This is a genomic window from Streptomyces sp. AMJ-169 (genome assembly GCF_055597585.1).
The window spans coordinates 186,671-210,652 of record NZ_JBVLTJ010000001.1 but is presented as its reverse complement, the minus strand read 5'-3'; the positions used below and the strand labels follow the sequence as shown (position 1 = coordinate 210,652).

Sequence of the window (23,982 nt, the reverse complement as noted above, 5' to 3'; positions counted from 1 at the left end):
CGAAGGTGGTGCAAAGGATCTCGGATCACCTTCGCACACCTGTCGCGACCGGCGCCTTTGGTTATCGCGGGGGCGGCGCCTTTGGTCATCGCGGGCGCTGTCCGGGCCGTTCGGCGCCGGCGTTCGGGTCGGCCGGCTCCCAGGGGCTGACGCCCAGTTTCCCGGTCGTGCCGAGGTCCAGTCGCGGGGTGAGCATCACGGGCGCGGCACCGGACTTGGCGCGGATCCGGACGTAGGGCACGTTCACGGCCGGCTCCCCCAGCTCCGTGGTGTTGCGCCACACGATCACCGAGACGGCGGCGGCACCGGGGGCCAGGGTGAGCGGCTCAGGTTCGGCGGGATGGCCGACGGCGGTGGCGGGAGAGCCGGGTCCGGTCTGGACGTCGACGCCGGTCATGGGCTCGTACTCGCCGTCGAGCAGGGCGAGTTGGGGGAAACCGTCGAGCGTGTAGTCCCTGTCGCCGCAGTTCACGAGGTGGACGCCGACGGCCCGCAGCCCCATGGCGGCGTCGCCGTCGTCGGCGTAGACATGCAGCCCGGAGGCCGGACAGGCGCCGCCCTCGGAGGGGGCCTCGGCGAGGGGGACTTTGGTGACGCGGGAGACCTTGGCGGTGACCTTGGTGGTGACCTTGGTGGTGGCCGACTCGCCTCGCAGGGCGTCGAGTTGGGCGGTCCCGGTGACCGGGCGGCCGGGCGGGACGTCGACGACGACCTCCTGCCGGTCCACCGACGCGCCGCTCATGGTGAACTCGACCAGGAACGTGTATCTCATGGGCGCGGCGGCCTTGTTGACGACCTCGTACGCGGCGGACGTCCCCCGCGAGTGGGTGACCGAGGTGACCCGGGCGCCGTCGATGCCGGGATCGGCGACGGGCGAGGGAGACGGCGCCCCCGCCCCGGCCGCCCCCTGGTTCCCGCAGGCGGCGGTCAGCAGGACGACGGCGAGGACCGGGACGGGGAGGAGGCGCATCCGCCCACCTCACCAGGAACGGCGCCGTACGACCGTGACGGAAGCCACGCCTCCGGTCACAGCCGTGTCACAGGTCCCGGTAACTACCCCTGGGCTCAGCCGAGTTGGGACTGCACCTCGGCGGAGATCAGCTCCAGGTGGTCCAGGTCGGCGAGGTCGAGGATCTGGAGGTAGAAGCGGGTGGCGCCGGTCTCGGCGTACCGGCCGATCTTGTCGACGACCTCCGCCGGGGAGCCGGCGAGGCCGTTGGCCTTCAACTCGTCCACCTCGCGGCCGATCGCGGCGGCGCGGCGGGCGATCTCCTCGTCGCTCTTGCCGACGCAGGCCACGAGGGCGGTGGAGTAGGTCAGTTCGTCCGCCGCGCGGCCCGCCTCCGCGACGGCCGCGCGGACGCGGGCGAACTGGGCCTCGGTGTCGGCGATCGAGGCGAACGGCATGTTGAACTCGTCGGCGTAGCGGGCCGTCAGACGCGGGGTGCGCTTGGGGCCGCCGCCGCCGATGAGGACGGGGATCTTCGGCTGGACCGGCTTGGGCAGCGCGGGCGAGTCGGTGAGGGTGTAGTGGGTGCCCTTGAAGTCGTACGTCCCGCCGGGCGGGGTCGACCACAGGCCGGTGACGATCTCCAGCTGCTCCTCCAGGCGGCCGAACTTCTCCTTCGGGAAGGGGATGCCGTACGCGTGGTGCTCCTCCTCGAACCAGCCCGCGCCCAGGCCGAGTTCGACCCGGCCGCCGGACATCTGGTCGACCTGGGCGACCTGGATGGCGAGGACACCGGGGAGGCGGAAGGTGGCCGCGGTCATCAGGGTGCCGAGGCGGATGCGCTTGGTCTCGCGGGCGAGTCCGGCGAGGGTGAGCCAGGCGTCGGTGGGGCCGGGGAGGCCGTCGGCGCCGCCCATCTTGAGGTAGTGGTCGGAGCGGAAGAACGCGTCGAAGGCGAGTTCTTCGGTGGCCTTGGCGACGGTGAGGAGGGTGTCGTAGCTCGCGCCCTGCTGGGGCTCGGTGAAGATACGGAGTTCCATAGGTCCATGCTTGCATCCCGGACGGGTGTGCGAACGTCAACCCCGCTGGTCACGAGGGGCCGGGGGATCCCCTGTCGGGTGAAAAACGGGGTGCCGGGCGCGGCGGGCCAGTGACCGCCCTTCTCGATGATCGTTGGCCCCTCGGAGCCGGACCGCCCGGCGCCCGCGCCACACCTGCCGGCGCGTCAGCCGTGCCGGCCCTCCTTGAGCGGGGCCGGTTGGCCGTAGGAGGCCGTCATGTCCGAGGAAACCATGAGCTCCACCGGGCAGCCGAAGGGGTTGCTTCAGCAGATGGAGGAGCTGATGGCGGCGTTGAACGCGGATCTCTCCGCACTGGACGCAGACTTTGCATCGACCGCTTCCACAGATCCGACGGCACCTGTCCAGCCGACGGTTTCCTCCCAACTGACGGCCCCGATCCAGCCGACGGCCTCCCTTCAACCGACGGCGCCTGCCCGGCCGACGGTTGCCCCTCAACCGACGCCGCCTGCCCAGCCGACGGCTTCCTCTCAGCCAGCGCCCATCCAGCCGACGACTTCCGCCCAGCCGGCGGGGGTTGAGGAGGGCGGGGTCGGCTAGGGCGGATCGGGATGGAGGGGGGTGGGGGAGGCTGGAGGGGGTGGATTTGGCCGGTGCCGGTCCGGAGGGGCGGGGGAGCTGGCCGGTCGGCGCTGCTGGTCCGGCGGGGCGGCAGGGGGCTGGGCGGGGGCGGGGGTCGGCTGATGCCGGTCCGGCGGATCGGGCCGGGATAGGCCGGAGGGGGTGGACTCGGTCGGCGTCGGCTTCGGCGAATCGGCTCGGGAGGGGGCAGACCCGGCCGGTGCCAGTCCGGCGGATCGGGCTGGGGGCCAGGATCGGAACGGGTCCGGCCCGCGCCGGTCAAGCGGATCGGGCCCGGAAGGCGCACTCGGCCGGGGCCCTGTCCTGCGGACCGCACTGGAAGACAGGCGCGCTCGGCCGACGCCGGTCCAGCGAATCCCGGTCCGGCAGAGGAGCGGGCTCAGTCGATGTCGGTCCGGCGGATCAGGCCGGGGGCAAGTGCGCCTGACCGACGCCGGGTCAGCGGAGCAGCCCCCCCCGAAAAGTTGCGCCGCCCCTCCCGCAGACGCGAGCGGTATGCCGTGCGCGCCGTCGCCCGCGAGGCGGAGGGGACGCCGGGCATCAGGCTCCTGCGGCAGCCGGCGCAGCCCTACCTCCCAACCGGAAGCTGAGGGCATCGGCGGCCGGGCGCAACTCCTGCCCGACGGCAACCCCAGGAAGCACCGCATGCTCGAAGAGCCCGACTGAGAGCATGCCGGGGCCCGGCCTCCCCGGCCCACCGGCCCACCGGCAACCACCGGACCGACCCCGACACCTTCCCCGACACCCCTCGCCCTTGCCGTCACCCTCACCCTCCCCCTCACCCTCACCCGCACCTCCAGGCACCGGTCCACGCAGACCGCCAGCACTGTCCACCGCCAGGCTCCCCACCACCAACTCCACCCCTGGCACCAGCCCCCCTGGAAGCACCGCCCGAACAAGCCCCCCAGGAGCAACCCCAACCAAGAAGCACAGCCCCAAAAAAGAGCCGCACCCCCGAAGAGACCCCACCCCCGAAAGAACCGCACCCCAAACAACACCCCCCTCCCCCCTCACCTCTCCGGCAAAGCCTCCTCCCGAGCCGCAAGCTTGCGCAGCATCTCCATGACCCGGTCCCTGGACTCATCGGCCGCGTCAATGGCCTCCATGCACTGCCAATACGTCGCCTCATCAGCCGCCGCACTGGCAAGCCCCACAAGAGTGATCCCGACCTCCCCGAGCAGCCCCCCGAGACAGAGCAACGCCTGCCTCGCGTCGTCCAACTCGGTGAGCTGAGCCGCCCGCAGATCCTTGGGATCGAGATCCGGCGTGTCCAGCACCCCGCACCCCCGCCCCGCCAACTCCGTCAACCCCAGCGCCTCACCCCGCAGTTCAGGCGGCCCCGAGACCGCGAGGCGGCTGCCGATCGCCTGGGCGAGGGCCTGCGCCTGCCAGACCTCTTCGAGAACCTGCGCCTGATCACCACCCTGCGCCAGAGCCCACCTGCTCGCCAGGATGAGCCGCACCGCTTCCATGGGCCACCCCCGTCCGTCTCCGACGCGCTCCGCACGCCTCCCATTAACTCCCCTATTCACTACCCAGAGTGAGGGAATGTGAGACCAAAAGCCAGAGGAAGACGGAAATCTGTGGACAACAAATCGGTTTCGGACGGCTGAACGATTACTCAGAGCGATACCGGATGAGATCACTCCGGGTCTACCCGCGTTCCGGTTGCGCCCCCTTCCGCTCCCAGAAGTCGTTTCCCGACCGCCGGCCCACCTCCCCCACACTCCGGCCCACCTCCCCCACACTCCGACCCACCTCCCCCCTCACTCCAGCCCACCTCTCACACCCGCCGGTCCATCCCCCACACCCGCCGGTCCCCCCTCAACACCCGGCGAAGCCCCACCCCCCGCAACCGGAAACCTCCCCTCATTCCGCTCGATCTTCGCCGCCAACGCCCCCAGCGGATCCACCCCCACCACCGAACAGAACTGAAGAAGATAGGCAAGAACATCGGCCACCTCGTCATTGACCCGATGCGCCACCGCAGGATCCCCCATCACCCCCTCCGACTCCTCCGGCGTCAACCACTGGAAGATCTCCATGAGTTCAGCCGCCTCCACCCCCAACGCGGAGACGAGGTTCTTCGGCGTGTGAAACCGCTGCCACTCCCGCGCCGCGGCGAACTCGGCCAGCCGCCGCTGGAGTTCGTACACATCAGGTGATTCGTTCTGTGCTGTCACACCCCCAGATCTACCACCGTGACCCCACTCACCCCGCCCACCCAGGAGGCGTCGCTCACCGCCCCCACACACCGCACATGCCCCCGCCGCCCCATCCGCACGGCCAGCTCCAGCAGTTCCCGCCGCTGCCGCACATCGAGATCGCGGGCGAAGTTGTCGGCGAGCACGGTCAGCGCGCACATCGCCGCCGGCACCTCCCCTGGCCCGTCCATCTCCAGCACCCCCGGCCCGGTCAGCAACACCAACGCGAGCGCCAGATACCGCAGTTCACCGTCCCCGAGATCACCGAGCGCGGTGGCGGTACCGTCCCCGCGGTCGAGCACCGCGCGCAGCCGGCCGTCGTACAGGGACTCGGCGCGCAGCTCCGCGACCGTCCCCGCGCACCCGGCGCGCGCCGCGGTGACCAGGGCGGAGTGGCGGACCGCGCACTCCGCGCGGGTGCGGTGCAGGACGTCGGCGACGTTGTCGCAGCCCCGCGCGAGCCGCCCCCCGCCGGGCGCCACGGGCGTCCGCATCCGCTCCGGCCGCGGATCACAGACGAAGACCGACCGCAGCGCGACGACCATCTGCTCGGCCGCCGCCAGCACCGTCCGCTGCCCGTCGGTCCGCCCCCCGACCCTGAGCGGCAGCAGCGCGGTCCCGAGCCGGTCGTCGGGGAAGGAGCCGCGTACGACGGACGCGCCGCCGTTGTACAGGGTCGCCGCGAGCGTCGTGCGGCGCGGATCGAGCAGCGCCGTCTCCAGCAGGACCGTCCCGCCGGTGCTCAGCCGCTCCCCCACGACCCGCAGCCGGGGCTCGGCCTGCACCGCGACGTCGAGCCGCACCGGCCCCGCGGGCCCGTCAGCCGTGCACCCGATCCGAAACCCCCGCCGCCGGCGCGCGTCGGGCCGCGAGCGGCGCGGCACGCACCCGGCCGGGTCCGGGAACGCCTCCCGCAGCGGCTCCCCGCCGGCCAGCCGCGCCAGCGCCTCGTACGCCCGCAGCGCGCTGCTCTTCCCGCTCCCGCTGCGCCCGGCGAAGAGCGTGACCGGCCCCAGCGGGTAGACCCCGCGCAGATGCCCCGCGAACGCGGAGAGGCGCAGTTCGGTGAGGCAGGGGCGCAGCGGCGGCCGGGGGGTGTCGTACGGGAGCGGCTCGGCGGCTGTCGAAGGGGCTGCCGAAGCGGCTGCCGACGGGGGGTGGGTGACGGTCATACGGGGACCGTAGGGGGGCGTACGCCGGGCGAACCGTTCCGGCGGACGGGGCTTCCTACGATCGGGGGACCGTACGCGGCCCCTTAAGGGAAACCCCGTAACTCACACGAGGGACCCCGAGGAGCCCTAGGGACACCCTGTGAAACCCCCTAGGGGCACCCCAAGAGACCCCTCAGACCCCCGCCCCCTCCATCAGCCCACTGACCTCCGTCCCCGGCGGCGTGAGCAGAAACACGTTCCGGTCCACCCGGTGCATCCCGCTGGCCAGCCCGAACACCACGCCCGTGGAGAAGTCGAGAACCCGCTTGGCGACCTCCGACTCCGCGCTGGTGAGGTCGAGGAGGACGGGGATGCCGGCCATCAGCGTCTCGGCGACCTCGCGCGCGTCGGCGAACACGTTGACGCGCAGGACGACGAACCGGCGCCGCTCCTCGGTCTCCGAGTCGGGCAGCGTACGGTGGTCCACCGCCGACGGCCAGGCGTCGCGCCCCCGCAGCGGCACCACCTGGGCGAGCCCCTCCCACTGCTCGTCGGTGACGTCGTATCGGTTCACCGGTTCCCCCCGAACTGACTCGCGTTCCATGCCTGCACCAGCCAATTCTTACGCCAAGTCACCCGTTCGGCCCAACAGCGACACGTACGGCGACCGGCGGGAAAACGTTTTCGGCCCTTCTTACCGCCCCCACACCTGGCTCTTCACGCCCGGCGACGCCCTGTTCATCGGGGCCCGTTAGCGTCCGGTCCCGTGCACTTGGCAGAAACGCAGCCGGTGGCATCCGGCCGGCGGACACAGTCGGCGGTGTCCGCCGCCCCGGACCCTTCCTCCCTCGACGCTCCTGCTCAGTGGCACCGCGTCCTGACCCTGCTCGCCGCGGTGAGCCTCTTCATCAACACCCGCACCATCTGGACCCAGGCGGCGACCCACCACCTGACGCTCGCGGCGGCGATCTCGCTCTGCTATGCGGCGATCCTGGTCTGCGGGGTGCTGGCGACGACGGTCCGTGGCACCCGCGCCCTCGCCCGGGTCGACCTCGCCGTACTGATCACGGGCGTCACCCTGGCCCTGGCGGCCTGGGCGGTCGCGCACGACGGCGGCGACGAGGCGACCCTCACCACCCAGGCCGCCCACGAACTCCTCAAGGGCCACGCGATCTACGGCCAGCCCTGGCCCCAGCTGTTCAAGCCGGGCATCGCCCTGACCCAGACCTTCTCCGGCGGCTACGACTACACATACGGCTACCCCCCGCTCTCCCCGCTGCTGACGGCCCCCTTCCTGTGGCTGGGGCACGGCGGCATGCCCGCGACGGCGATGGCGACGGCCGCGCTGGTCATCTCCACGGCTCTGACCTGGCGCCTGGTCCCCCCGCGCTGGCGCTCCGCCGTGACGATGGCCTGCCTGGGCTTCGGCTTCCTGACGATGTACGGCCGGCAGGGCTACCCGGCGATCCTGGCGCTGTCGCTGCTGATGCCGGTGGTGGCGGGCTGGCCCCGCATCGGCCGGGGCGGACGCCTCGGCGCCCCCGGCATCGCCCGCGCCGTCTGCCTGGGCGCGGCCTGCGCGGCGCAGCAACTGCCTTGGTTCGTCACGCCGTTCCTCCTCGCCGGCCTCTACGCGGTGCGCCGGGGCGAGCTGGGCCGGCGGGCGGGCGGTCTGGTGCTGGCGCGCTTCGCGGGCGCGACGGCGCTGACGTGGCTGCTGATCAACGCGTACTTCATCGTCCACGAGCCGCGCACCTGGCTGGGCGGTATCGCGCTGCCGCTGACGCAGGGCGCGGTCCTGCACGGGCAGGGCCTGGTGGGCGTCGCCCTGTACCTCACGGACGGCAGCGACCGCCTGTCCTGGTACTCGCACGCGAGCATGCTGCTGGCGGCAGGACTGCTGGCGGTCTTCGTCCTGTTCGCGCGCCGCCTGGGCCCGGCGGCGACGGTCCTGCCGTGGCTCGCCTTCTACGTCGCGACCCGCTCGCAGGACGGCTACTACCTGCTGATGACGCCGCTGTGGCTGCTGTCGGCGGTGACCGCGCCGCTCCCGGAGTTCGCCCGCGCCTGGCAGCCGAGACCCCGCTTCCTCGCGGGCCCCGAACGGCGTACGGCCCGGCTCGCGGCGGCGGTGGTCGTCCTGCTCCCGGCGCTGGGCGCTTCCCTGCTGGCGGCGACGGGCTCACCGCCGCTGCGGATGACGGTGACGGCGCTGCGGATGCCGAGGCCGCTGAGCGTGACGCGGGTCGTCGCCGAGGTCCGCAACACCGAAGGGACCGCGCTCGCACCGCACTTCATGGTGACGACGGGGCAGGGCATGTCCAAGTACTGGACGGTCGTCTCGGGCCCGGCGACGCTGGCCGCGCACGCGACGGCACGCTACGAACTCCGGCCGCCGGACGGCCCGTTCACCCTGCCCTCGGCCGAACGGAACGTACGGGTACGGCTGCGGGCCTTCACAGACGGTCCGCAGACGCTGTCCAGTCAGGATGTGCCGGTCAAGTTGTGGATGGGGCACGGGAGTTGACGGGTCGTCATGTTGCTTTGGGTGAGCCTGAGTTGCGGAGCGGCAAGCCCTAGACAGGCCCCCGCCAGCCCCTTCTAGGCCCGCACGAACCGCAGCTCGGCACTGATGACCGCACCCCCGCGCAGCATCCCCATCTGATTCCACTCCATCCCGAACTCCCCGCGCTCGACGGTGAATTCGGTGCTCAGGGTGAGCCCGGTGGCGTCCGTCCCGGTGAGGGTCGCGGTGAGGCTGTGCGGCCGGCTGACGCCGCGCACGGTCAGCTGACCGGTGACATGCACGGCGCCGTCCCGCAGCTCCGCCGAGCGGACCGTGTAGGTGATCTCGGGGTGCTGACCGGCGTCGAAGAAGTCCGCCGAGCGCAGGTGGACGTCCCGCTTGGCGTTGCCCGTGTCGAGGGACGCGGCGTCCAGGGTGACGGTGCCGGTGGCGCTCGCGCCCGCGGTGACCTCGCCGCCGCCGGTGACGCCCTTGAAAGCGCCCTTGACGGTGACCAGACCCCAGAACGTCTTGTGCTTCAGGGCGACGGCGGAGGCGGTCGGGTCGAGCTGCCAGAGCCCGGTTTCCACGGCGGCGGTCATGTCAGAACTCCAGGTGAGAGGATGCGCACGAGCTTGGTAGTCCAAATTTGGATGAGTGCAGGCTAGCGGGTTATCCAAATCTGGACAACCAAGAGGGCCACACACATCACCCCCGATACACTCGAATCCATGGCCGAGCACGACGAGACCCCCGCCCACCTGCCTGAATGCCCCTCCGCCGGGCAGGGCGGCACCCTCCCGCCCGAGCTGCGCGGCTGGGTGCTGCTGCTGGCGGCGACGGGGTCGGCGGAGCAGCGGCTGCACACGGCGGTGAAGGAGCGGCTGGGGGTCTCGCACGACGAGTTCCTGATCCTCTGCCTACTGGCCGACCATCCGACGGGCCTGCGCATGACCCGCATCGCCGAACTCCTGGGCCGCCCGAAAACCCGCCTGACCTACCAGATCGCCTGCCTCCAGCACGCGGGCCTGGCGACCCGGGCCTCGACGTGCGGCGACAGACGGGGCATCACGGTGACCCTCACGGACAAGGCCCGCGCCCTCCTCCAGGACTCCTCGGCGGCCCTCGCGGAAACGGTGCGGGAGGCGCTGGCGCGGTTCATGGGCCCGCGTGAACTGAAGGCGATGTGCGGGCTGTTGCCGGACCTCTCGGGGGAGGACTCCGTCAGCCTCAACTAGCCGCCCTGGAGCCGGTTTTCCCCAACCACCCACCCCCCAAAGGGAACTCTTTGCGCGCTCACGGGAAGCCCATGAACCACCCCTGAGCTGCGCCGAGTCCGCTTTGCCCGGCCCCAACTACCGTCTGGTAACCACGAGTTAACCGCACGCCTCTTCTGTCGCGTTCTACGCGCGTGGTGTCCTGCTCACCGCCCGCCGAGCCCCACCCTGGCGGGCCCCAACTCGACCAGGAGTCACGTATGTTGTGGAAGGTCTTCGGACGCGCGAGTGTCACCCTGGCGGCCGGCGCCGCCGTCGTCGCCGCGGCGGTCCCCGCGAACGCCGCCACCTACTCCGCGTTCGCCTTCTCGCAGAGCGGCGGCCAGCCCGCGGTCTACGACTTCATCAACTCGGCCACCAGCTCGCTCGACATGACGATGTACGAGCTGGAGGACACCACCGCCGTGAGCGACCTGATCGCCCTGGAGAACAAGGGCGTGACGGTACGGGTGATCCTCGACCGCCAGCACAAGTCGGCGAACAACGCGGCGTACACGGCGCTCACGAACGCGGGCGTGGGCGTGGTGTGGTCGTCGGCCTCGTACGTCTACACGCACCAGAAGACCATCACGGTCGACGCCGCCAAGTCCCTCGTCCTGACCGGGAACTTGACGTCGCAGTACTACGCGACGGGCCGCGACTACGGGGTGTTCACGGACGACAGCCGTGACGTCGCCGCGATCGAGAAGGTCTTCGCCGCCGACTACGCGGGCACCGCGGTGACCCCCGGCGACGGCGACCACCTCCTGTGGTCCCCGACCGACTCCCGCAGCCGGCTCCTGTCCGTCGTCAACAGCGCGACGACGACGCTGGACGTGGAGGAACTGGAGTTCAGCGACAGCGCGGTCATCGACGCGATCGCCGCCCGCGCCCAGGCGGGCGTCAAGGTCCGCGTGGTCCTGGAGAGCCCCTCCAGCTACGCCACCGAGGTCTCGGAGATCGAGTCCGCGGGCGGCACGGTCGTCGGCTACTCCGACCCGAACGGCTTCTACATCCACGCCAAGGCGATCGTCGCCGACTACGGCCTCTCCACCCAGGAGGTGGAGGCCGGCTCGATGAACCTCAGCTCCAACTCCCTCTCCAACAACCGGGAGCTGGGCATCATCCTGACGGGCACCGGAGTGGCCCAGTCGGTGGCGTCGACGATCGAGACGACGTTCGCGAGCGACTACGCGGGGGGTACGGCGGCCTGACCCTGTCACCGCCAGAACGAGCGTCGTGGCCTCTCGCTGGACAGGCAGGGGCCACAACGCATGTTGACGATCCAGTCCCATTCATAGCGGCCCAGACAAGCGTGGTGACGCTGTCAGACGTGCGGCAGTTCCCGGCGGTTGCCGCCGAGGCGTCCCAGGGTCGCCGTTCTGTTCAGTTGCGGCGAGGGGAAGCACGTACTGCCCGGCCAGAGCCGCAAGGCGCAGTGGAAGCGGGCGGGAGACAGGCGAGTAGTCGTCGTGGTAGCGCAGCTGATGCACCAAAGTCGCCCACTCGGCAGGACGATCGGGCGACTCGCCTTCCCGTCCCGAGTCCGCCAACGCTTTCTCCGACAGGCAACCGAGCACGGTCATCTCGAGCTGCATGGGGTTCCATGCGGTTTTTCCAGGTGCTTTGCGGCCCTTCGTGGTCGGCACCAGCTTCATGAGCCCTCTCGGCAGGTTCGCCGCTGTGTGCGGAGTACTCGCCGTGCTGGTGAAAACCCTGTTGTCCGGCTCGGATGTCTCCCACACGCCTTCGGCGAAACCGATCTTCCCGTGAGTATCGTGCGCGTACCACTCCGGTACTTCGTCCCGTCCGTTTCCGTCCCGCACGAGTACCACTCGAAGCTCGTGCCCGTAGGCCGTGAGCCGCTGGTCCGGCTCGGTACCGAAGCCGAGTGAGTCCCGGGCCAGCGAGCCGTTGCTCAACCGAGGCCAGCATTGACGCAGATTGCCCGCGTCGGCCAGCAACAGCGTGGGGCGGTCCCGGAGCTGGAAAAGAAGGGCCCGGATCTGCCGCTCAGTCTCCTGCTGCCACCGCTGCCGCACACCGGCACGGTGGGCGCTCTGCCGCTGTCCCGTAGCCCGGCTGTCCCCGTCACCGTCACCGTCAGTCTCGGCGACCGTCTCGGTGCTCCTGGAGAGCAGAAGCAGCAACTGCGCATACGGCACCCACTCAGCCCGTTCACTGTCCCAGCCCTCGACGGTGTGGAGGCCGTCACCCGGGCGGACACGTACCGCGACCAGACGCTGGGCCGGACGCCGCGTGGGTCCCTTCCGTGTGTAGCGCACCATCCAGAGCGCGGCGTACTGAAGATCGCTCGGGATCGCCGTGCCGACCCGGTGAGCGGGCGGGCTGATCGCGCCGAGCTGCCGAAGCACGTCCAGCCATGTCGAGCGGGCCCGGTGCGTCAGGGTGCCATCGGTGTCATCAGGTGGATTGACGAACTGGCTGAGCCACCCCCGTTTCGCCGTGGCGATACGCAGTGCATGCTTGGGATCCGTGTCCGGGGCGGCGGTAAAACGGTCCTTCCCCGCGATCTCCGCGACGACGACACCTGTACCACCTCGAGGCGGGTCCAGTTGCTCGGCCACGAGCGCGCAACGGTCGGCGATCGCTGTGGCGAGCCGGACGTCTCGTCGGCGCCTGCGGTCCCGGGAGACAGACAGAGCACCCGCGAGAGGGCCGGCGGGCCGAGTCCGTACCTTGATCTCGATACCGTCGGCCTGCCAGGACCAGGTGTCGCCGTCCGGTTCAGTCCCGCTCCCGACGGGAAGGCCTACGAGCTTCGGCAGTTCCGTGAGCAGGGCATCCCTGGTCTGCGGAGACTGCCAGAAGATCTCGACCTCCAAAGGGCGACCGTTCAGCACACGGGCCAGCGCCGCACGCCTTCGGAGGGACAGCCGGGCCTCCCTGACACCGGGGGCGGTCTTCTTGGCCGTGGCCGACAGCAGGAAAGGAGTATTGCTCCGGGTGGCCCTCGTGCGGTCCGCGACCCGGCGCAGCACCGGCCGCAGCCCTTCCTCGACCCAGGCATCCAGTTCAGTTCGTTCACGGGGCATCAGCCCGGTACCCACTTCATGCGGGCCGACAGCCGGGTGGTACACGATCCCGGCGGCCACATCTCCTCGTCCGCTGATCCATTTTTCCGGGGCCGTGAACAGTTCCGTGGCCTCCGGGTAGCCCCGCACGATGTCGAGTTCGGGCAGCAGCAGGATGGGGCTGTGACGACGCCAGGCGAGCTCTTTGCTCCGGCGGTCGTATCCCAGCGTGTTCATCGCCAGCCGGTACCCGCGGTCCGGGCCTTCCGGCCACGGCAGAGGAGCGTCGAGCAAGACGGTCGCTCCGCTCAGTTTGTGCGGGAGCACATCCATCCGGGTGGCCCACCGGCGCACCCCGGTCGACACATGCACACGGAACCGGGGGGAGAAGGGCACCGTGTGAACGGTGATGGTCACCAGCGCCGAGTAGTACCAGGTCTGCTTCCGGTGTTCGTACCGCTGGGGCGGCCAGGAGACGAGTTCGGCACCGTTCGGTGTGCTCACGACGCGGAAGTGGAGCGTGGCGCCGCCGGTACGGAACGGACGCGCCGCCAGGCGGAAAGCGACGGTCTCCGGAAGGAGGCTGTAGAGCCGCCGAAGAGGCTCAGCCGTACCACCGGCCGACATCGCGGTCTCTGTGAGGTCTACCGGCTCGGACTCCCAGACCGGGAGCCGCACCGCGGTGTCCGGGTCATCGGTGAGCAGTTGCTCCTCCAGGTCGAGGTCTTCGCCTTCGCCGTCCTCGTCATCCGTACGGAAGAGTCCGGACGCCCAGGTGCCGATCAACGGCGCGAGAACCTCACGGGGCACGGTCTCCCGTGCGTACAGCCACGGCAGCCGACCGTCCGTCCCTGCGCCGCGACCGGTGGCGAGCACTCCCGGCGCCATGGCTTGGAGCAGTGAGTTGAGCCGGCGCACCGGAAGCTGGATGAAGCAGTCGGTGCCGCCTTTCTTCTCGGTGTGGCGGCGGGTGAGTTCGGTGAGCAGCTCCTCACCGAGCCGCAGCACGTGAAGTTCTTCCTGCCACGGCCCGTGCTGGGGGTCCGGTTCATAGGCCGTCGAGCGGATCGCGTGGTACACGCATACCTCCTAAGGAATCGGGTGCAGCTCTGCCTGCTGAACCGCGGGCGGGGTCTGTGCCAGGCAGCGGGCGAGCATGCTCCGCAGCGGGGCGTAGAGGGCACTGACGATGAACTGCTCCTCCGCGGGCTTCATGCCACCGTCGAAGTAGGGGTTCAGCACGTCGAGGATGCTGTGCAACAGACTGGATTCCGGATTGTCGGGAGACGGTGAGGACGCCGCCTGGTTCGGGGCGAAGGCGGCATCGACGAGCACCACTCGTGCCGGCACGCCACCACGCACCAGCCGCCCGATCACCTGCCACATCAGCACCAAGATGTCCCAGGTGACCCGCTCCCGTTCGTCGCCGAGCCGACTCCATGCCATGGACCGCTGCAGTACTTCGTACCAACGGGACCGGGCACGCCGACGGACTTCCTCCGCTCCTTTCTCCACGGTGTCCCCGCTCTGCACCCAGGAAGCGAACTCCCCGTCTACGAGCGCGCGTACGACCCAGTCGTTGATGGCGTGAACCGCCATGGACAGATCGTCGGGGTGCGGATTCGGGCGGACGAGGAAATAGACCGTGCCGATGGCGGCCTCGTTGGCGGTGTTGAGGATGTTGTGGCCGCGTTCCACAGCCAGCAGAGGCGCCACGAGGATGTCCGCATTGAGATCCTTGAGGTGTTCGACATCCCCACGGCGCAAGGACCGAGCCCGGTAGGCGGGCGGGGTCTCATCCTCCGCGTCCAGTTCCTCGTCGTCCGACACCAGACACAGCACCCGGTCCCGCCAGCGGGAATTGAGGTTGTGCAGAGTGTCGGCCACCACGCGCGCCTCTTCATAGCTGCCGACCAGCAGCAGAATCTGGTCGCGCCCTTGTGAAAGCGACACGAATTCCCGCTCGAGCGGGCCGCCGTTCTCCGCCTCGTACTCTCCCGCACCGAGCCAGATGGCGATACGGCGGAGCTTCTCGGGCCGATCGTCCGGATCGGTTCCGGAGACCCGCATCTTCCCGTCACCGTCGTCGATGAACTCGAAGCGCATATGGCTCTCGGCGGCGATCCGCTCAGTCACTTCTTCCAGGGGCTCGATGACCAGGCCGACGGGCACCTGAACGTGATAGCGGCCTGAGTCGCCCGCCCAGCTGCTGCCGGACATGAGCAGCAGGTGCGCGCCGGGCCGATCGTCCACGGAAGCCAGATGAGGCATGGTGCGCAGCAGTTCCCGGCCGACGCCGCTGCAGCGGAAGAAGGTCAGCTCCCCGCTGCGGACGCCTTCTTCGTCCTCGCCGTGGACGCGGAACTGGAAGCCGAGCACATTGCCCATCGGCGCCTCAGGCACCATCGGCCCGTAGTCGAGCGGCCGACGGTACATCTCGTTGTAGCCCAGGCTGAGCGCGGCATCGACGCGGGGCCACATGGCATTGATCATCGCGAGCCGTGGTTCCAGAGCACTCAGCAGCAGCGTGAACTCGAAGCGCTTGGCGAGTTCTTCACGCCATTTCTCGGGCGTCTGGGGCGGTGGCAACTCCTTGCGTTCCCGTCCTCCTTTCCGCTTCCTCCGTTGCTGTTCCTCCTTCTTCTGCCGCCACTTGGCCAGCTCATCCTCGTAAACCTCCTGCTTCTTCGCCATGAAGGCCTCGTCGATTCCGAAGGCATCCGTCATGACAGTCACCAGGTGATGCCGGGTATTGTCCGGATTCCCTGTGTGCAGAAGTTCGTTGAGCAGCCCTGTCAGGTGTGTGAAGTCCTGGTCGGTCCGTCGGCGACGGTCTCCGAACGGATTGTCGCGGAACGCGTCGAGCAACTTGCCGAGCGCTTCCCTGGGCTCGCGGTTCTCATGACCCGGCCCACTGTCATCGGGCAGCGGATAACGTTCGTCGAGCAGGCCGAGCTGCAGAGTCCAGGCACTGAAGTAGCCGGTCCGTACCCATCTGCGCAGGGAATGGTGGGCGACGAGCATCGCGTACAGACGGTCCGTCGCGGCTCCCGCGGTGTTGAGGGCTGCGGAGAAGTTCTCCACGTCCCGGTCGGAGAGCTGGGTACGCCCGCTCGCCGCAAGTTCCCGGATCTTGTGCCGGGTCAACTGGTCGATGAGTCCCTTGTCCTCCTCGCTGGCGAGCACCACTGCGGGTGCGAAGGTACGGTCGAGCTGCATCTGGACGCGGTCGGCCTCGTCGACGATCACGAGATCGCTGCGGCGGCAGGCGAGTTCGAGATAGCGGATGCGCTCACCGTTCTGCGGCTGGGGCGGGGCGGAGTCGATCAGCCCTTGTGGCGTCGTCACCCAGATGAGGGCATCGACCAGGGCACGGGAGCTGTGGTGCCGGGGGCACACGGGCCAGTACGGACAGCTCATCCGCTGCTTCTGCCACTCGGACCCCTGTTTGCCTGTCCTGCGCTTCGGGTCGGCCGGCGGATGCAGCCGCGTGCACGGGGCTTCTCCGAAGGCCAGCGGCTCAGGCGGCGGAGCACCTGTGCGAAGGACGTTCAGCACGCAGGAGGTGCCGAGATAGGTGAAAGCCTTATCGTCGTGGGCCAGCAACCGGTGTTCACCACGTCCCGCCAGCCTGCGGTGCATCCGTTGCGCGTGCCGCTCACGACCCGAAGCTCCGAGTACCGGGGCAGCGGCACCATCGGTGTAGAAGTTGTACTGCTCGACCAGCTTCAGCACCTCCGCGACGTCGGAGACGACGACCGTCGTGCGCTTGCCGAGTTTCGCGAGCTGGACGGCGATGATGTCACGCAGAGTGCTTTTACCCGCCCCGACGATGCCGAGCAGATGCTGGATCCCGTCCACTGTGAACCTGTAGTCGTGTTCCTTGCGGAATCCTCCGGCCCTCTTGACGGACACCTCGAAGGTCTGGAGCCGGTGCAGCCACTGAGGTGTACCGCGGGCATCGTCCAGTGTGTGCAACGCGTCCATCTCCGCGGCGGTTCTCTCCAGCTTTTCCCTGGAGAAAACGAGCGGTTCACCGCCACCGGCCGGGGGCAGCCCCAGATCGTGGGCGACCAGGGCCGCGGGGGATACCTCCGGCAGGTCGACCACCGCCATGGACCGGCTGACGGGGAAAGCATGCAGGCCCGGGCCCGCGACCGGAAGGCTCCTTCCCGCCAGCGGCGGAGCGACTCGCAGCAGGTCGTCGTAGACGTGCCAGCGATCGGCCCCGACAGAGGTCTCCTGGCGGATGGCCGGACGTTCGGTCTCCGGTACGTCATAGCCTCGCAGCAGCGGGTCGAACTGCTGGTACCGCTCGAGCTCTTCGCGCCATGCCCTGGGCCGGCGCAGAGTCCACAGCGAATACCGGGCGACGCGAAGCGTCCTGTTGGCATCAGGCGGGAGCGGCACGCCGTGCGCCTCCGCGAACCCGTACCCGCTGAACAGTACCCACGCCTCTCCGGCGGGAGTGCCCGGCATCAGCTTCTGCTGGAGGAGCAGGCCGAGTTCGACCTGACAGAACATCTCCAGCACGGGCTTGGGCACACGCGGCCCGACGAACGTCCGGAGTTCGGAGAGGACGTCGTTCAAAGGCGGCATCAGACTACGCATCGTCTTCCTTTCGTTTCTGGTCCGGGTTCCGTCCCTCCGCTTCGGAGCCACGGAGCACGCGGAGGTGGCGTACGAGGTCTTGGGGGGTGGTGAGTGACAGCCGCGTACGCAGCGCGGCAGGCAGGGCCGCGGTGAAGTTCGCGCCGTAGTCGTCGCGTTCGGCCAGTCCTTGCGGCACGACCACCAAGGTCAGATCCCAGAGCGGCATGGCCGTATCCGCGCAACGGGCGGCCAGAAGCGCGGGCTGCAGTCGGTCGTACACCTTGATGCCCACGGTTCCCGCGCCCGTGTCCGGCAGGTGGTGGGCACACAAGTCCTCCGGGACGGGCGTGTGACTGATCCCTGCCCGGTCGAGCTCGTCCAGGGCCGCTTCCTCTGTCCGCCTAGGCAGCGCGAGAAAAGCACGCAGCGGGCGCCGAAGCAGCCATACCTGGTTCGGGTCGCGGATCAGGTCGAGGTCGTCGCCGCGTGGGCACATCTCGCCTTCGCACCAAGCATCCGGTCCGAAGACCGGTGGCCCCTGAACAGGTTTCTTCCGGTCCCGCAGCAGAGCGGGGAGTCCGCATGCGAGACAGCGGAGGAAGACGTCATCGCTCCAGAAAGACTGCGGCAAAGGACGGTAGAGGTGTTTGACACGTGTCCAGACGCTCGTGCTCCATCCCCCTTGGAAGCGGTCCCGCTGCAGGATCACTGGATGACGTACGAGGAACTGCCGGCATCGGCCGAACCGGTCGGGGGCGCCGCATCTCGCCGCCAGGTCCGCCAAAAGCGCTCGGGCTTCCTGTTCCACGCCTTCCGGCCCGTGGGAAGCCAGTTCGAGGCAGGTCCGGGTAGGCATCAGCCCGACCTTGTCCACCAGCGTCGCCTCAGAAGTGACCAAGGAGGCCGGAACCTGAAAGAGCCGGTCACCGGCGGGCCGCCAGCGGCACCATTCCAGAAGCTCCGGGAGACTGTTCGGCGGTGTCTCCCCCGACTCCAGGCAGTGCAGCACCATGTGATCCAGCACGCGCTGGGCATAAGGCGGGTAGGGCAGAGTGAACGAACGGAGACTCTCGTGCTCTGCCAGTACGGCGACCGCCAGGGCCAGTTGATGAAACATCTTCGTTCCCTCGTCGCCGAGCGCAGGGGTTTCCCTGAGCCCGGCTGCCCGGGATCTTGGCACCCGGGCCCTCATGCGGACGCCTTTCCGGCAGCCGAATCGGAACACCAGCGCGCCATCTCACAGCGGGTGCAGGGACGTCCAGGGGTGGCTCGGAAATGGTCGTCGCCGTGCCATCCGGCCGCCATCTCCCGCAGTATCCGCTCCGCTTCGGCCCTGTTGACGGGGATGAAGGGGTCGATGATCTCGAGGTCGGCGCCGTCCGGACGAAGCACCTCCAGTTCGACTCGGGCGCGCGCCTGCGTACCGCCCAGATCGCCACGGGCGACCAGCAGGACTGCCAGAGCCAGCTGCGGATAGCGCTCCAGCAGCGAACGCCTCGATCTCCGATCGACGACCGAAGTCTTGGTCTCCCGCCATACCCACGAGTCCCCGTCCCGGTAGAGCAGATCGGGTGCGGCGATCACGATCACATCGGCAGCGGTGTCATGGCGTACGACGCGCGGCTCGGTCCGTACGTCGGTTCCGTCCCGTACGCATCGCATCGGGCAGACCGCGGCGTGCCGCCGCAGCAGCCGGGTACCGAGGGCACGTTCGTTCTCGGGCAGATCGAAGCCGTCGGGTACCCACTGCTCCGGCACGTCCACGGTGCACGGTCGTGGCGAACCGTACCCATGGCGTTCGGCGAGGTACGCGTGCAGCGCGCGACCACGTTCGGCCGTCGGATCACGCTCGACGGCATCCGCGGCGGGCAGGTGCAGCCGGCGCAAGTGGTCACGGGCCGGACAGACGCGATAGTTGCGCCCATTGGTGACGGACCAGGTACGTCGTGGGCGCCCCGGTGTGTCGACTCCCAGCAAGCCTGGTGCCTTGCCGAGAGCCGGACAGACAGATACATAGGCGCAGTCCGCGCACGAAGCGCCCGGCCGGTACTCCTGACTGTCCAGTACGGCAGTCAACGCGTCGCGCCCGTGCGTGCGGTAGTGCGAGAGCGCCTCCGCCCGGGTGCCGTCGAAGAGCGGACGTACCTTGCCGTCGAGCAGCGCGAACTCCACGATCCGCACTCGCTCCGGAAGCGGCCCCGGGACGCCCTCGGCCAGCACCAGAGCCGCCGCCGCGATGAAGCCATCAGGCGGCGACTTCCGGTTCAGACGGTTCACCGGCAGGCGGAGTTCCCGCATCGTCCCGTCGGCGGATGCCAGGCAACGGCCCCATACCGTGAGCCGGTACTCCTCCGCGGCTCGCGGATCTTTGTCCGGCGGCTGGTGACGGTAGACCCATGGGACCGGTACCTCGGCGAGCGGACAGTCAGGGTCGGGAGGGAAGGCACTGTCATACATCGCCACGGCGTGCTCCGACCAGTTCCGCAGGCCGTCATGGAGGAGCGCACTGCGTGGTCGGCTGCCCGGGCGTGCGTTGCGGGCATCACAGGCGGCCATGAAAGGTCCGAAGGAAAAGTTCTCCAGCTCCTCATAGCGCCGTGACACGGGCCCATCGGGTTTGTAGCCCCGAGCTTTGAGCGAATCTGCGGCAGGGCAGCGGAATTCACCTCCTTTGAACATCCCGACAGATACCTTGATGACCTTCGATGCACGACGGACCCCGTCCGGGGGCAGCCACGTCTGAGTCAATCCACTTTCCCTTCTCTGAAGGATCGGGAGGAAGCCATGGAACAGCTTGAGGAAATCGGCAACGTAGAGGGGCGTTACGAGGTGATGCAGCTACACGGTGACGGCGGCCAGGGTGATCTTTTCGCTGCCCGCGACCGGAGGAGCGGCCGCACTGTGGCACTCAAGGTCCAGAAGCCGTGGGGGCTCCAGTCTTGGGGGCGATTTGATTCAGCTGGGGAGCATCTCGTCAAGGAAGGCCACCGGCATCTACTGTCCGGAGTAAAAGGGATCCCCGAAGTATTCAGCACAGGACAGTACAGAAACCGCCGATGCCTCATCATGGAATTCATCGAAGGAGTACAGTTGCAGGACCTCCTATTGAAAAGGCGGCCAGTCAGAGATGTAGGCTCTGTCGCCTCTATCATCGGTCAGCTTTGCGAGATCCTTCACAGCGTGCACCAAGCAGATCTGGTGCACGCCGACGTTAAGCCCGAGAACATCATCGTGGAGCCGGACGGAAGACTCCGCCTGATCGACATGGGCCACGCTTCCCGGACGGGAGAAAAAACATTGGGGGAGGTAGGCACACTCGGTTACGCCTCTCCTGAGCAGTGGGACCACAACTCTGCTGGGCTGACCGGGCAAGCAGATATCTTCGCGTTGGGCTGCATTCTGATCGAGATGACAGTCCTGCAACTGCCCTATATCACAAGCATGGATGAACGCCCCACCCGACAATGTCCTGTGCTGCCACCCGACCGTCTCGCGGAACTCCCCGCCGAGTTCAAGTCTCTCGCGCTCCGCATGGTCGAGTGGGAGGCCGAGAAGCGCCCGGCCGACGTACGGGAAGTGTTCGAACAGATCCGCCGGTACCTGCCCGTTCTCAGCTCCTCACAACCACTGAAGCCCTTGAAGCCCGACCCGGCGGAGTACTACCGCACCCACGCTCCAGCGCTGTGAAGCGGGCACCGGCCCCTCACCTCAATCCCTCCAAACGGTCCCGGATCTCCTGAACCCCTGCTCCTCCCATCAGCTCTCGCAATTCCAGAACCCGCTCCAGTTCCGCCACTGCTTCAGACCGGCATTCAGCGGTCATGAGGACATCCGCGAAGAGCCGGCGCACCTTTTCCTCGTTGGGCCAGTACTCCTGTTCCTGGAAGATCTGAGCGGCCTGCCGGTAGAGAGGGATGGCAACGTCCCGTTCGGAGCGAGCGAAGTGGATCTTGGCGAGGGTGAACAACACATCAGCGCGGCCGTTTTGTTCTGCCGTCCTGTTGATCGCGTAGAACGCGTCCGCGCACCAGCGGAGGGCCTCGTCGTGCTCGCCCCGGTCGTGGTACAGCATGCCGATACAGTTCAGGGTGGCCGCTTCTCCCACCGGGTCGAGCAACTGACGCCACAGCCCCAGGGCCCGCATCAGGTGTTCCTCGGCTCCTGCCGCGTCTTCCTGCTTGCGCAAAGTGATCGCGAGTGCGTGAAGGGAACGGGCGAGACTGAGCAGGCCGGCATCGCTGCTGTCTCCCTCACTCAACAGGACGGCTCGCTTCAGGTGCACAACGGCGAGATTGAACTCCTCCATCCGCCATTCGGTCCCCGCCAACATCCGGTAGACCATCGCGTGGTCGGCCGGAGAAGCGAAAGCCTCCGCAGATTCGGCAGCACGCCGAAGCCCTAGTTTCGCGTCGCGGAGGCGCCGACGATGCCATTGGTAAGTGACCAGAGCCATCGGCAGCAGCCACACGTAACGTCCGAGGTCCTGTCTGACCGCGAGTTGAATGCCACGCTGGACAGCTTCATATTCGGTGTCCAGTAGCTCTGTCGCCTCTTCCACCCTTGTCAGTTCTGCGACCGTGACCCCGTCCGGCTCACCGACGGGCAGGTGACGCTGGCGGTCGAGCAACCGGTCACAAGCACGGACGTTCTGCAACTGATGCTCCAGCACCTGCCGCACGGTCGCCTGCTCGAAGTCGCGCAGGTCTCCTTGCACTACAGATTCCATGCAGTACCGGGCGAAGGCCCGCACCAGGTCGTGGAGGCAGTAACGTTCGGAGCGGAGTTCCACGAGATTCGCTACGGCGAGTTCCTCCACAGCCCGGTCCGCGCGCATCTCCTCGCCCGCCAGGCCGAGATCTAACACGGCGCTCCAGCCGATACTGGGGCCAGGGTGCACCGCTAGCTGCCACAGCAGACGCCTTGCTTCCCCCGAGAGAGCCCGCACCGAGCAGTTCAGGGCCACTCGAACGGACAGTTGCTCTGAGGGAAGGTGCAGCGCCGTCAACCTGTCCCGCTCTTCTTCCAACTCCCGTGCGAGGTCAGGAACGCTGCTCATCGGACGGCGGCGGTCCTGCAAGCGCCGGGCCACCGCGGCAAGAGCGAGAGTCAGACCGCCACACAACTCCACGATCCGGAAAAACGCGCGGTCATGCTTCCGGCGGTCCTCCACAGCGACCTTCTCCTGGAGCAGTTCCATGGCCGCTTCGTCTCCCAGCAGCTCCACCGTGCAGAACTGCACGCCCTTCTGGTCACGCAAACCGTCCAGAGCATTGCGGCTGGTGATGATCACTACGCTGGTACCGGTCGCGGGAAGCATTGGCAGCACCTGCTGGGCGCTGACCGCGTCGTCAAGCAGGATGAGGACGGACCGACGAGCCAGGACCGAACGCAGCGCCGCGCTCTTACCGCTCACCCCGACCGCTTTGGATTTGGGCAGCAACTCCGCCAGGAACGAGTCCAGAACCTGCTCCGGATCGACAGGCTCTACACCGTCCGCGAACCCTTGGAGCTCGTGGTACAGGACTCCGTCCGGAAACCGGTCCTTCAGCTGCCATGCCAGCTGACGGGCAATGGTGCTCTTCCCGACACCAGCCATACCGCTGAAAACGACCAACGTGCTAGCTCCATAGGCCTGCCGCTCCAGCACTGTGTCACTGAGGGAACGCATCAGTCCGTCCCTGCCGATGGGCCAATGCTCCGGCCTAGGCAGTTGGTTCGGGATGTAAGGGATGGTCCCACGAGTGCGAGAAGGCTTCCCTCTCACCTGGTCGAGGGCGTCCTTCAGCTCGGCATCCAGCGGTCCGTTGTCTTTCGCCCATCGCCTGATCAGCTTGTTCAGCTTCGCGGGCGGCAGCTCCCGGCCGTGGGCGAACAAGTAGTAGCGGAAGATCCGGGAGTCGTCCGGAAAACGTTTGTGCCACTTCTCCGTCGCTTCGCGGAGCCACTTCTCTTCATCCGCGCTCCATGCCGTCTCCAACTGATCGCAGACGGCTCCCATCAACTCTGCCTGCAGTTCCTCCCTCCGCACCTGGGCCCTGCGTCCGGTCAACCCCTTCAACAGCTCGCCGCCAGACCATTCCTCCAAGGCCTCATCGATCTGCTCAACCTTCTCCATCCCACGCAGACGACGCGCCTTCTCCCGCTTCTCGCGGAACCGCAGAAGGTCGATACTCCCTGGCGGGAAGTCGATCACGCAATACCCTTTCTTGCCGCCAGGAAAAATATCTTTACCCAACGCGCGACGCAGAACCGTTCGAGCTTCATACAAGCGCTGGGCCACGCCGCTCTCCCCCTCCCAAAGCCACTCCATGGCTTCCTCATTAGTGCATTGCCCCCCTGGCGATGTAGCCAGCAGAGCGAACAGGGAAGCCGCCCGATGAGTACCAGAAAACCCCTTGCCACCAGGCACTTCGACCTTGATCGGGCCCAACACGCAGCCGTTCAGCACCTTCCTCCTTCCAAAGATCGACGACGGCGGCCGGCCCCCGAACGGCGCTCCTACATCTATGCACAAGGGCCCCCCTCTTCACACCCGTTCGCCTTCTCACGCTCAGACCGAACTCAGATTGCCCTCAGATTTCGAGCTACGACGATCCGAGCCGACTGGGCACGATGGCTTCAGCCGCT

Annotated in this window: 17 protein-coding genes; 5 read left to right on the top strand and 12 right to left on the bottom strand. The window is 68.3% G+C overall.

Going from position 1 to position 23,982, the window contains the following annotated elements:
• Window positions 1–85 precede the first annotated feature (85 nt).
• Window positions 86–970, bottom strand: coding sequence for a DUF4232 domain-containing protein (locus ACYUD3_RS00870; RefSeq protein WP_470961833.1), 885 nt, complete (start codon window positions 968–970; stop codon window positions 86–88).
• 95 nt (window positions 971–1,065) lie between these two features.
• Entirely contained in the window at window positions 1,066–1,989 is a 924-nt protein-coding gene (locus ACYUD3_RS00865; RefSeq protein WP_470961830.1) for an LLM class F420-dependent oxidoreductase, read from the bottom strand.
• A gap of 237 nt (window positions 1,990–2,226) precedes the next feature.
• Between ACYUD3_RS00865 and ACYUD3_RS00860 the strand changes: the two genes are divergently transcribed.
• Window positions 2,227–2,568: a hypothetical protein gene (locus ACYUD3_RS00860; RefSeq protein WP_470963990.1), complete on the top strand. Its 342-nt coding sequence runs from the start codon at window positions 2,227–2,229 to the stop codon at window positions 2,566–2,568.
• A gap of 1,052 nt (window positions 2,569–3,620) precedes the next feature.
• Here the strand turns inward: ACYUD3_RS00860 and ACYUD3_RS00855 are convergent.
• From ACYUD3_RS00855 to ACYUD3_RS00840, 4 genes are all read right to left on the bottom strand, one after another.
• On the bottom strand, window positions 3,621–4,082 hold the full coding sequence (locus ACYUD3_RS00855; RefSeq protein WP_470961827.1) for a DUF6099 family protein: 462 nt from the start codon (window positions 4,080–4,082) through the stop codon (window positions 3,621–3,623).
• A 294-nt stretch (window positions 4,083–4,376) separates the two neighbouring features.
• Window positions 4,377–4,793 (bottom strand): nucleotide pyrophosphohydrolase, encoded by a 417-nt coding sequence (locus ACYUD3_RS00850; protein WP_470961824.1) that lies wholly within the window; start codon window positions 4,791–4,793, stop codon window positions 4,377–4,379.
• Complete coding sequence (locus tag ACYUD3_RS00845) at window positions 4,790–5,986, bottom strand: AAA family ATPase (RefSeq protein ID WP_470961821.1); 1,197 nt, start codon at window positions 5,984–5,986, stop codon at window positions 4,790–4,792. Before ACYUD3_RS00845 ends, ACYUD3_RS00850 begins: the two co-directional genes overlap by 4 nt.
• Before the next feature lie 172 nt (window positions 5,987–6,158).
• Window positions 6,159–6,569: a cell division protein SepF gene (locus ACYUD3_RS00840; protein WP_470961818.1), complete on the bottom strand. Its 411-nt coding sequence runs from the start codon at window positions 6,567–6,569 to the stop codon at window positions 6,159–6,161.
• A 216-nt stretch (window positions 6,570–6,785) separates the two neighbouring features.
• Here ACYUD3_RS00840 and ACYUD3_RS00835 point away from each other — a divergent pair, with 216 nt between their 5' ends.
• On the top strand, window positions 6,786–8,492 hold the full coding sequence (locus ACYUD3_RS00835; protein WP_470961815.1) for a hypothetical protein: 1,707 nt from the start codon (window positions 6,786–6,788) through the stop codon (window positions 8,490–8,492).
• A 74-nt stretch (window positions 8,493–8,566) separates the two neighbouring features.
• Here the strand turns inward: ACYUD3_RS00835 and ACYUD3_RS00830 are convergent, their stop codons facing one another.
• Window positions 8,567–9,073, bottom strand: a complete 507-nt coding sequence (locus ACYUD3_RS00830) for a YceI family protein (protein ID WP_470961812.1) — start codon at window positions 9,071–9,073, stop codon at window positions 8,567–8,569.
• A gap of 129 nt (window positions 9,074–9,202) precedes the next feature.
• Here ACYUD3_RS00830 and ACYUD3_RS00825 point away from each other — a divergent pair, with 129 nt between their 5' ends.
• Both ACYUD3_RS00825 and ACYUD3_RS00820 read left to right on the top strand, forming a co-directional pair.
• A complete protein-coding gene (locus tag ACYUD3_RS00825; protein ID WP_470961809.1) occupies window positions 9,203–9,709 on the top strand; it encodes a MarR family winged helix-turn-helix transcriptional regulator in 507 nt (168 codons plus the stop codon).
• A gap of 239 nt (window positions 9,710–9,948) precedes the next feature.
• Window positions 9,949–10,941 (top strand): phospholipase D-like domain-containing protein, encoded by a 993-nt coding sequence (locus tag ACYUD3_RS00820; protein WP_470961806.1) that lies wholly within the window; start codon window positions 9,949–9,951, stop codon window positions 10,939–10,941.
• An 81-nt stretch (window positions 10,942–11,022) separates the two neighbouring features.
• Here the strand turns inward: ACYUD3_RS00820 and ACYUD3_RS00815 are convergent, their stop codons facing one another.
• The 4 genes from ACYUD3_RS00815 to ACYUD3_RS00800 all read right to left on the bottom strand — a co-directional run bounded on the left by ACYUD3_RS00815 (window position 11,023) and on the right by ACYUD3_RS00800 (window position 19,959).
• On the bottom strand, window positions 11,023–13,842 hold the full coding sequence (locus tag ACYUD3_RS00815) for a pPIWI_RE module domain-containing protein (protein WP_470961803.1): 2,820 nt from the start codon (window positions 13,840–13,842) through the stop codon (window positions 11,023–11,025).
• Between the two features lie 9 nt (window positions 13,843–13,851).
• Window positions 13,852–17,373 carry a pPIWI_RE_Z domain-containing protein gene (locus tag ACYUD3_RS00810; RefSeq protein WP_470961801.1) on the bottom strand — a complete coding sequence of 1,174 codons (3,522 nt, stop codon included), beginning with the start codon at window positions 17,371–17,373 and terminating at the stop codon, window positions 13,852–13,854.
• A complete protein-coding gene (locus tag ACYUD3_RS00805; protein ID WP_470961798.1) occupies window positions 17,366–18,472 on the bottom strand; it encodes a pPIWI_RE_Y domain-containing protein in 1,107 nt (368 codons plus the stop codon). Before ACYUD3_RS00805 ends, ACYUD3_RS00810 begins: the two co-directional genes overlap by 8 nt.
• A gap of 71 nt (window positions 18,473–18,543) precedes the next feature.
• Entirely contained in the window at window positions 18,544–19,959 is a 1,416-nt protein-coding gene (locus ACYUD3_RS00800) for a PD-(D/E)XK nuclease family protein (RefSeq protein ID WP_470961795.1), read from the bottom strand.
• 180 nt (window positions 19,960–20,139) lie between these two features.
• Between ACYUD3_RS00800 and ACYUD3_RS00795 the strand changes: the two genes are divergently transcribed.
• Window positions 20,140–21,042, top strand: coding sequence for a serine/threonine protein kinase (locus ACYUD3_RS00795; RefSeq protein WP_470961792.1), 903 nt, complete (start codon window positions 20,140–20,142; stop codon window positions 21,040–21,042).
• Window positions 21,043–21,058: 16 nt separating this feature from the next.
• Here ACYUD3_RS00795 and ACYUD3_RS00790 read toward each other — a convergent pair whose 3' ends face one another.
• Window positions 21,059–23,665 carry a tetratricopeptide repeat protein gene (locus ACYUD3_RS00790; RefSeq protein ID WP_470961789.1) on the bottom strand — a complete coding sequence of 869 codons (2,607 nt, stop codon included), beginning with the start codon at window positions 23,663–23,665 and terminating at the stop codon, window positions 21,059–21,061.
• Between the last annotated feature and the right edge of the window lie 317 nt (window positions 23,666–23,982).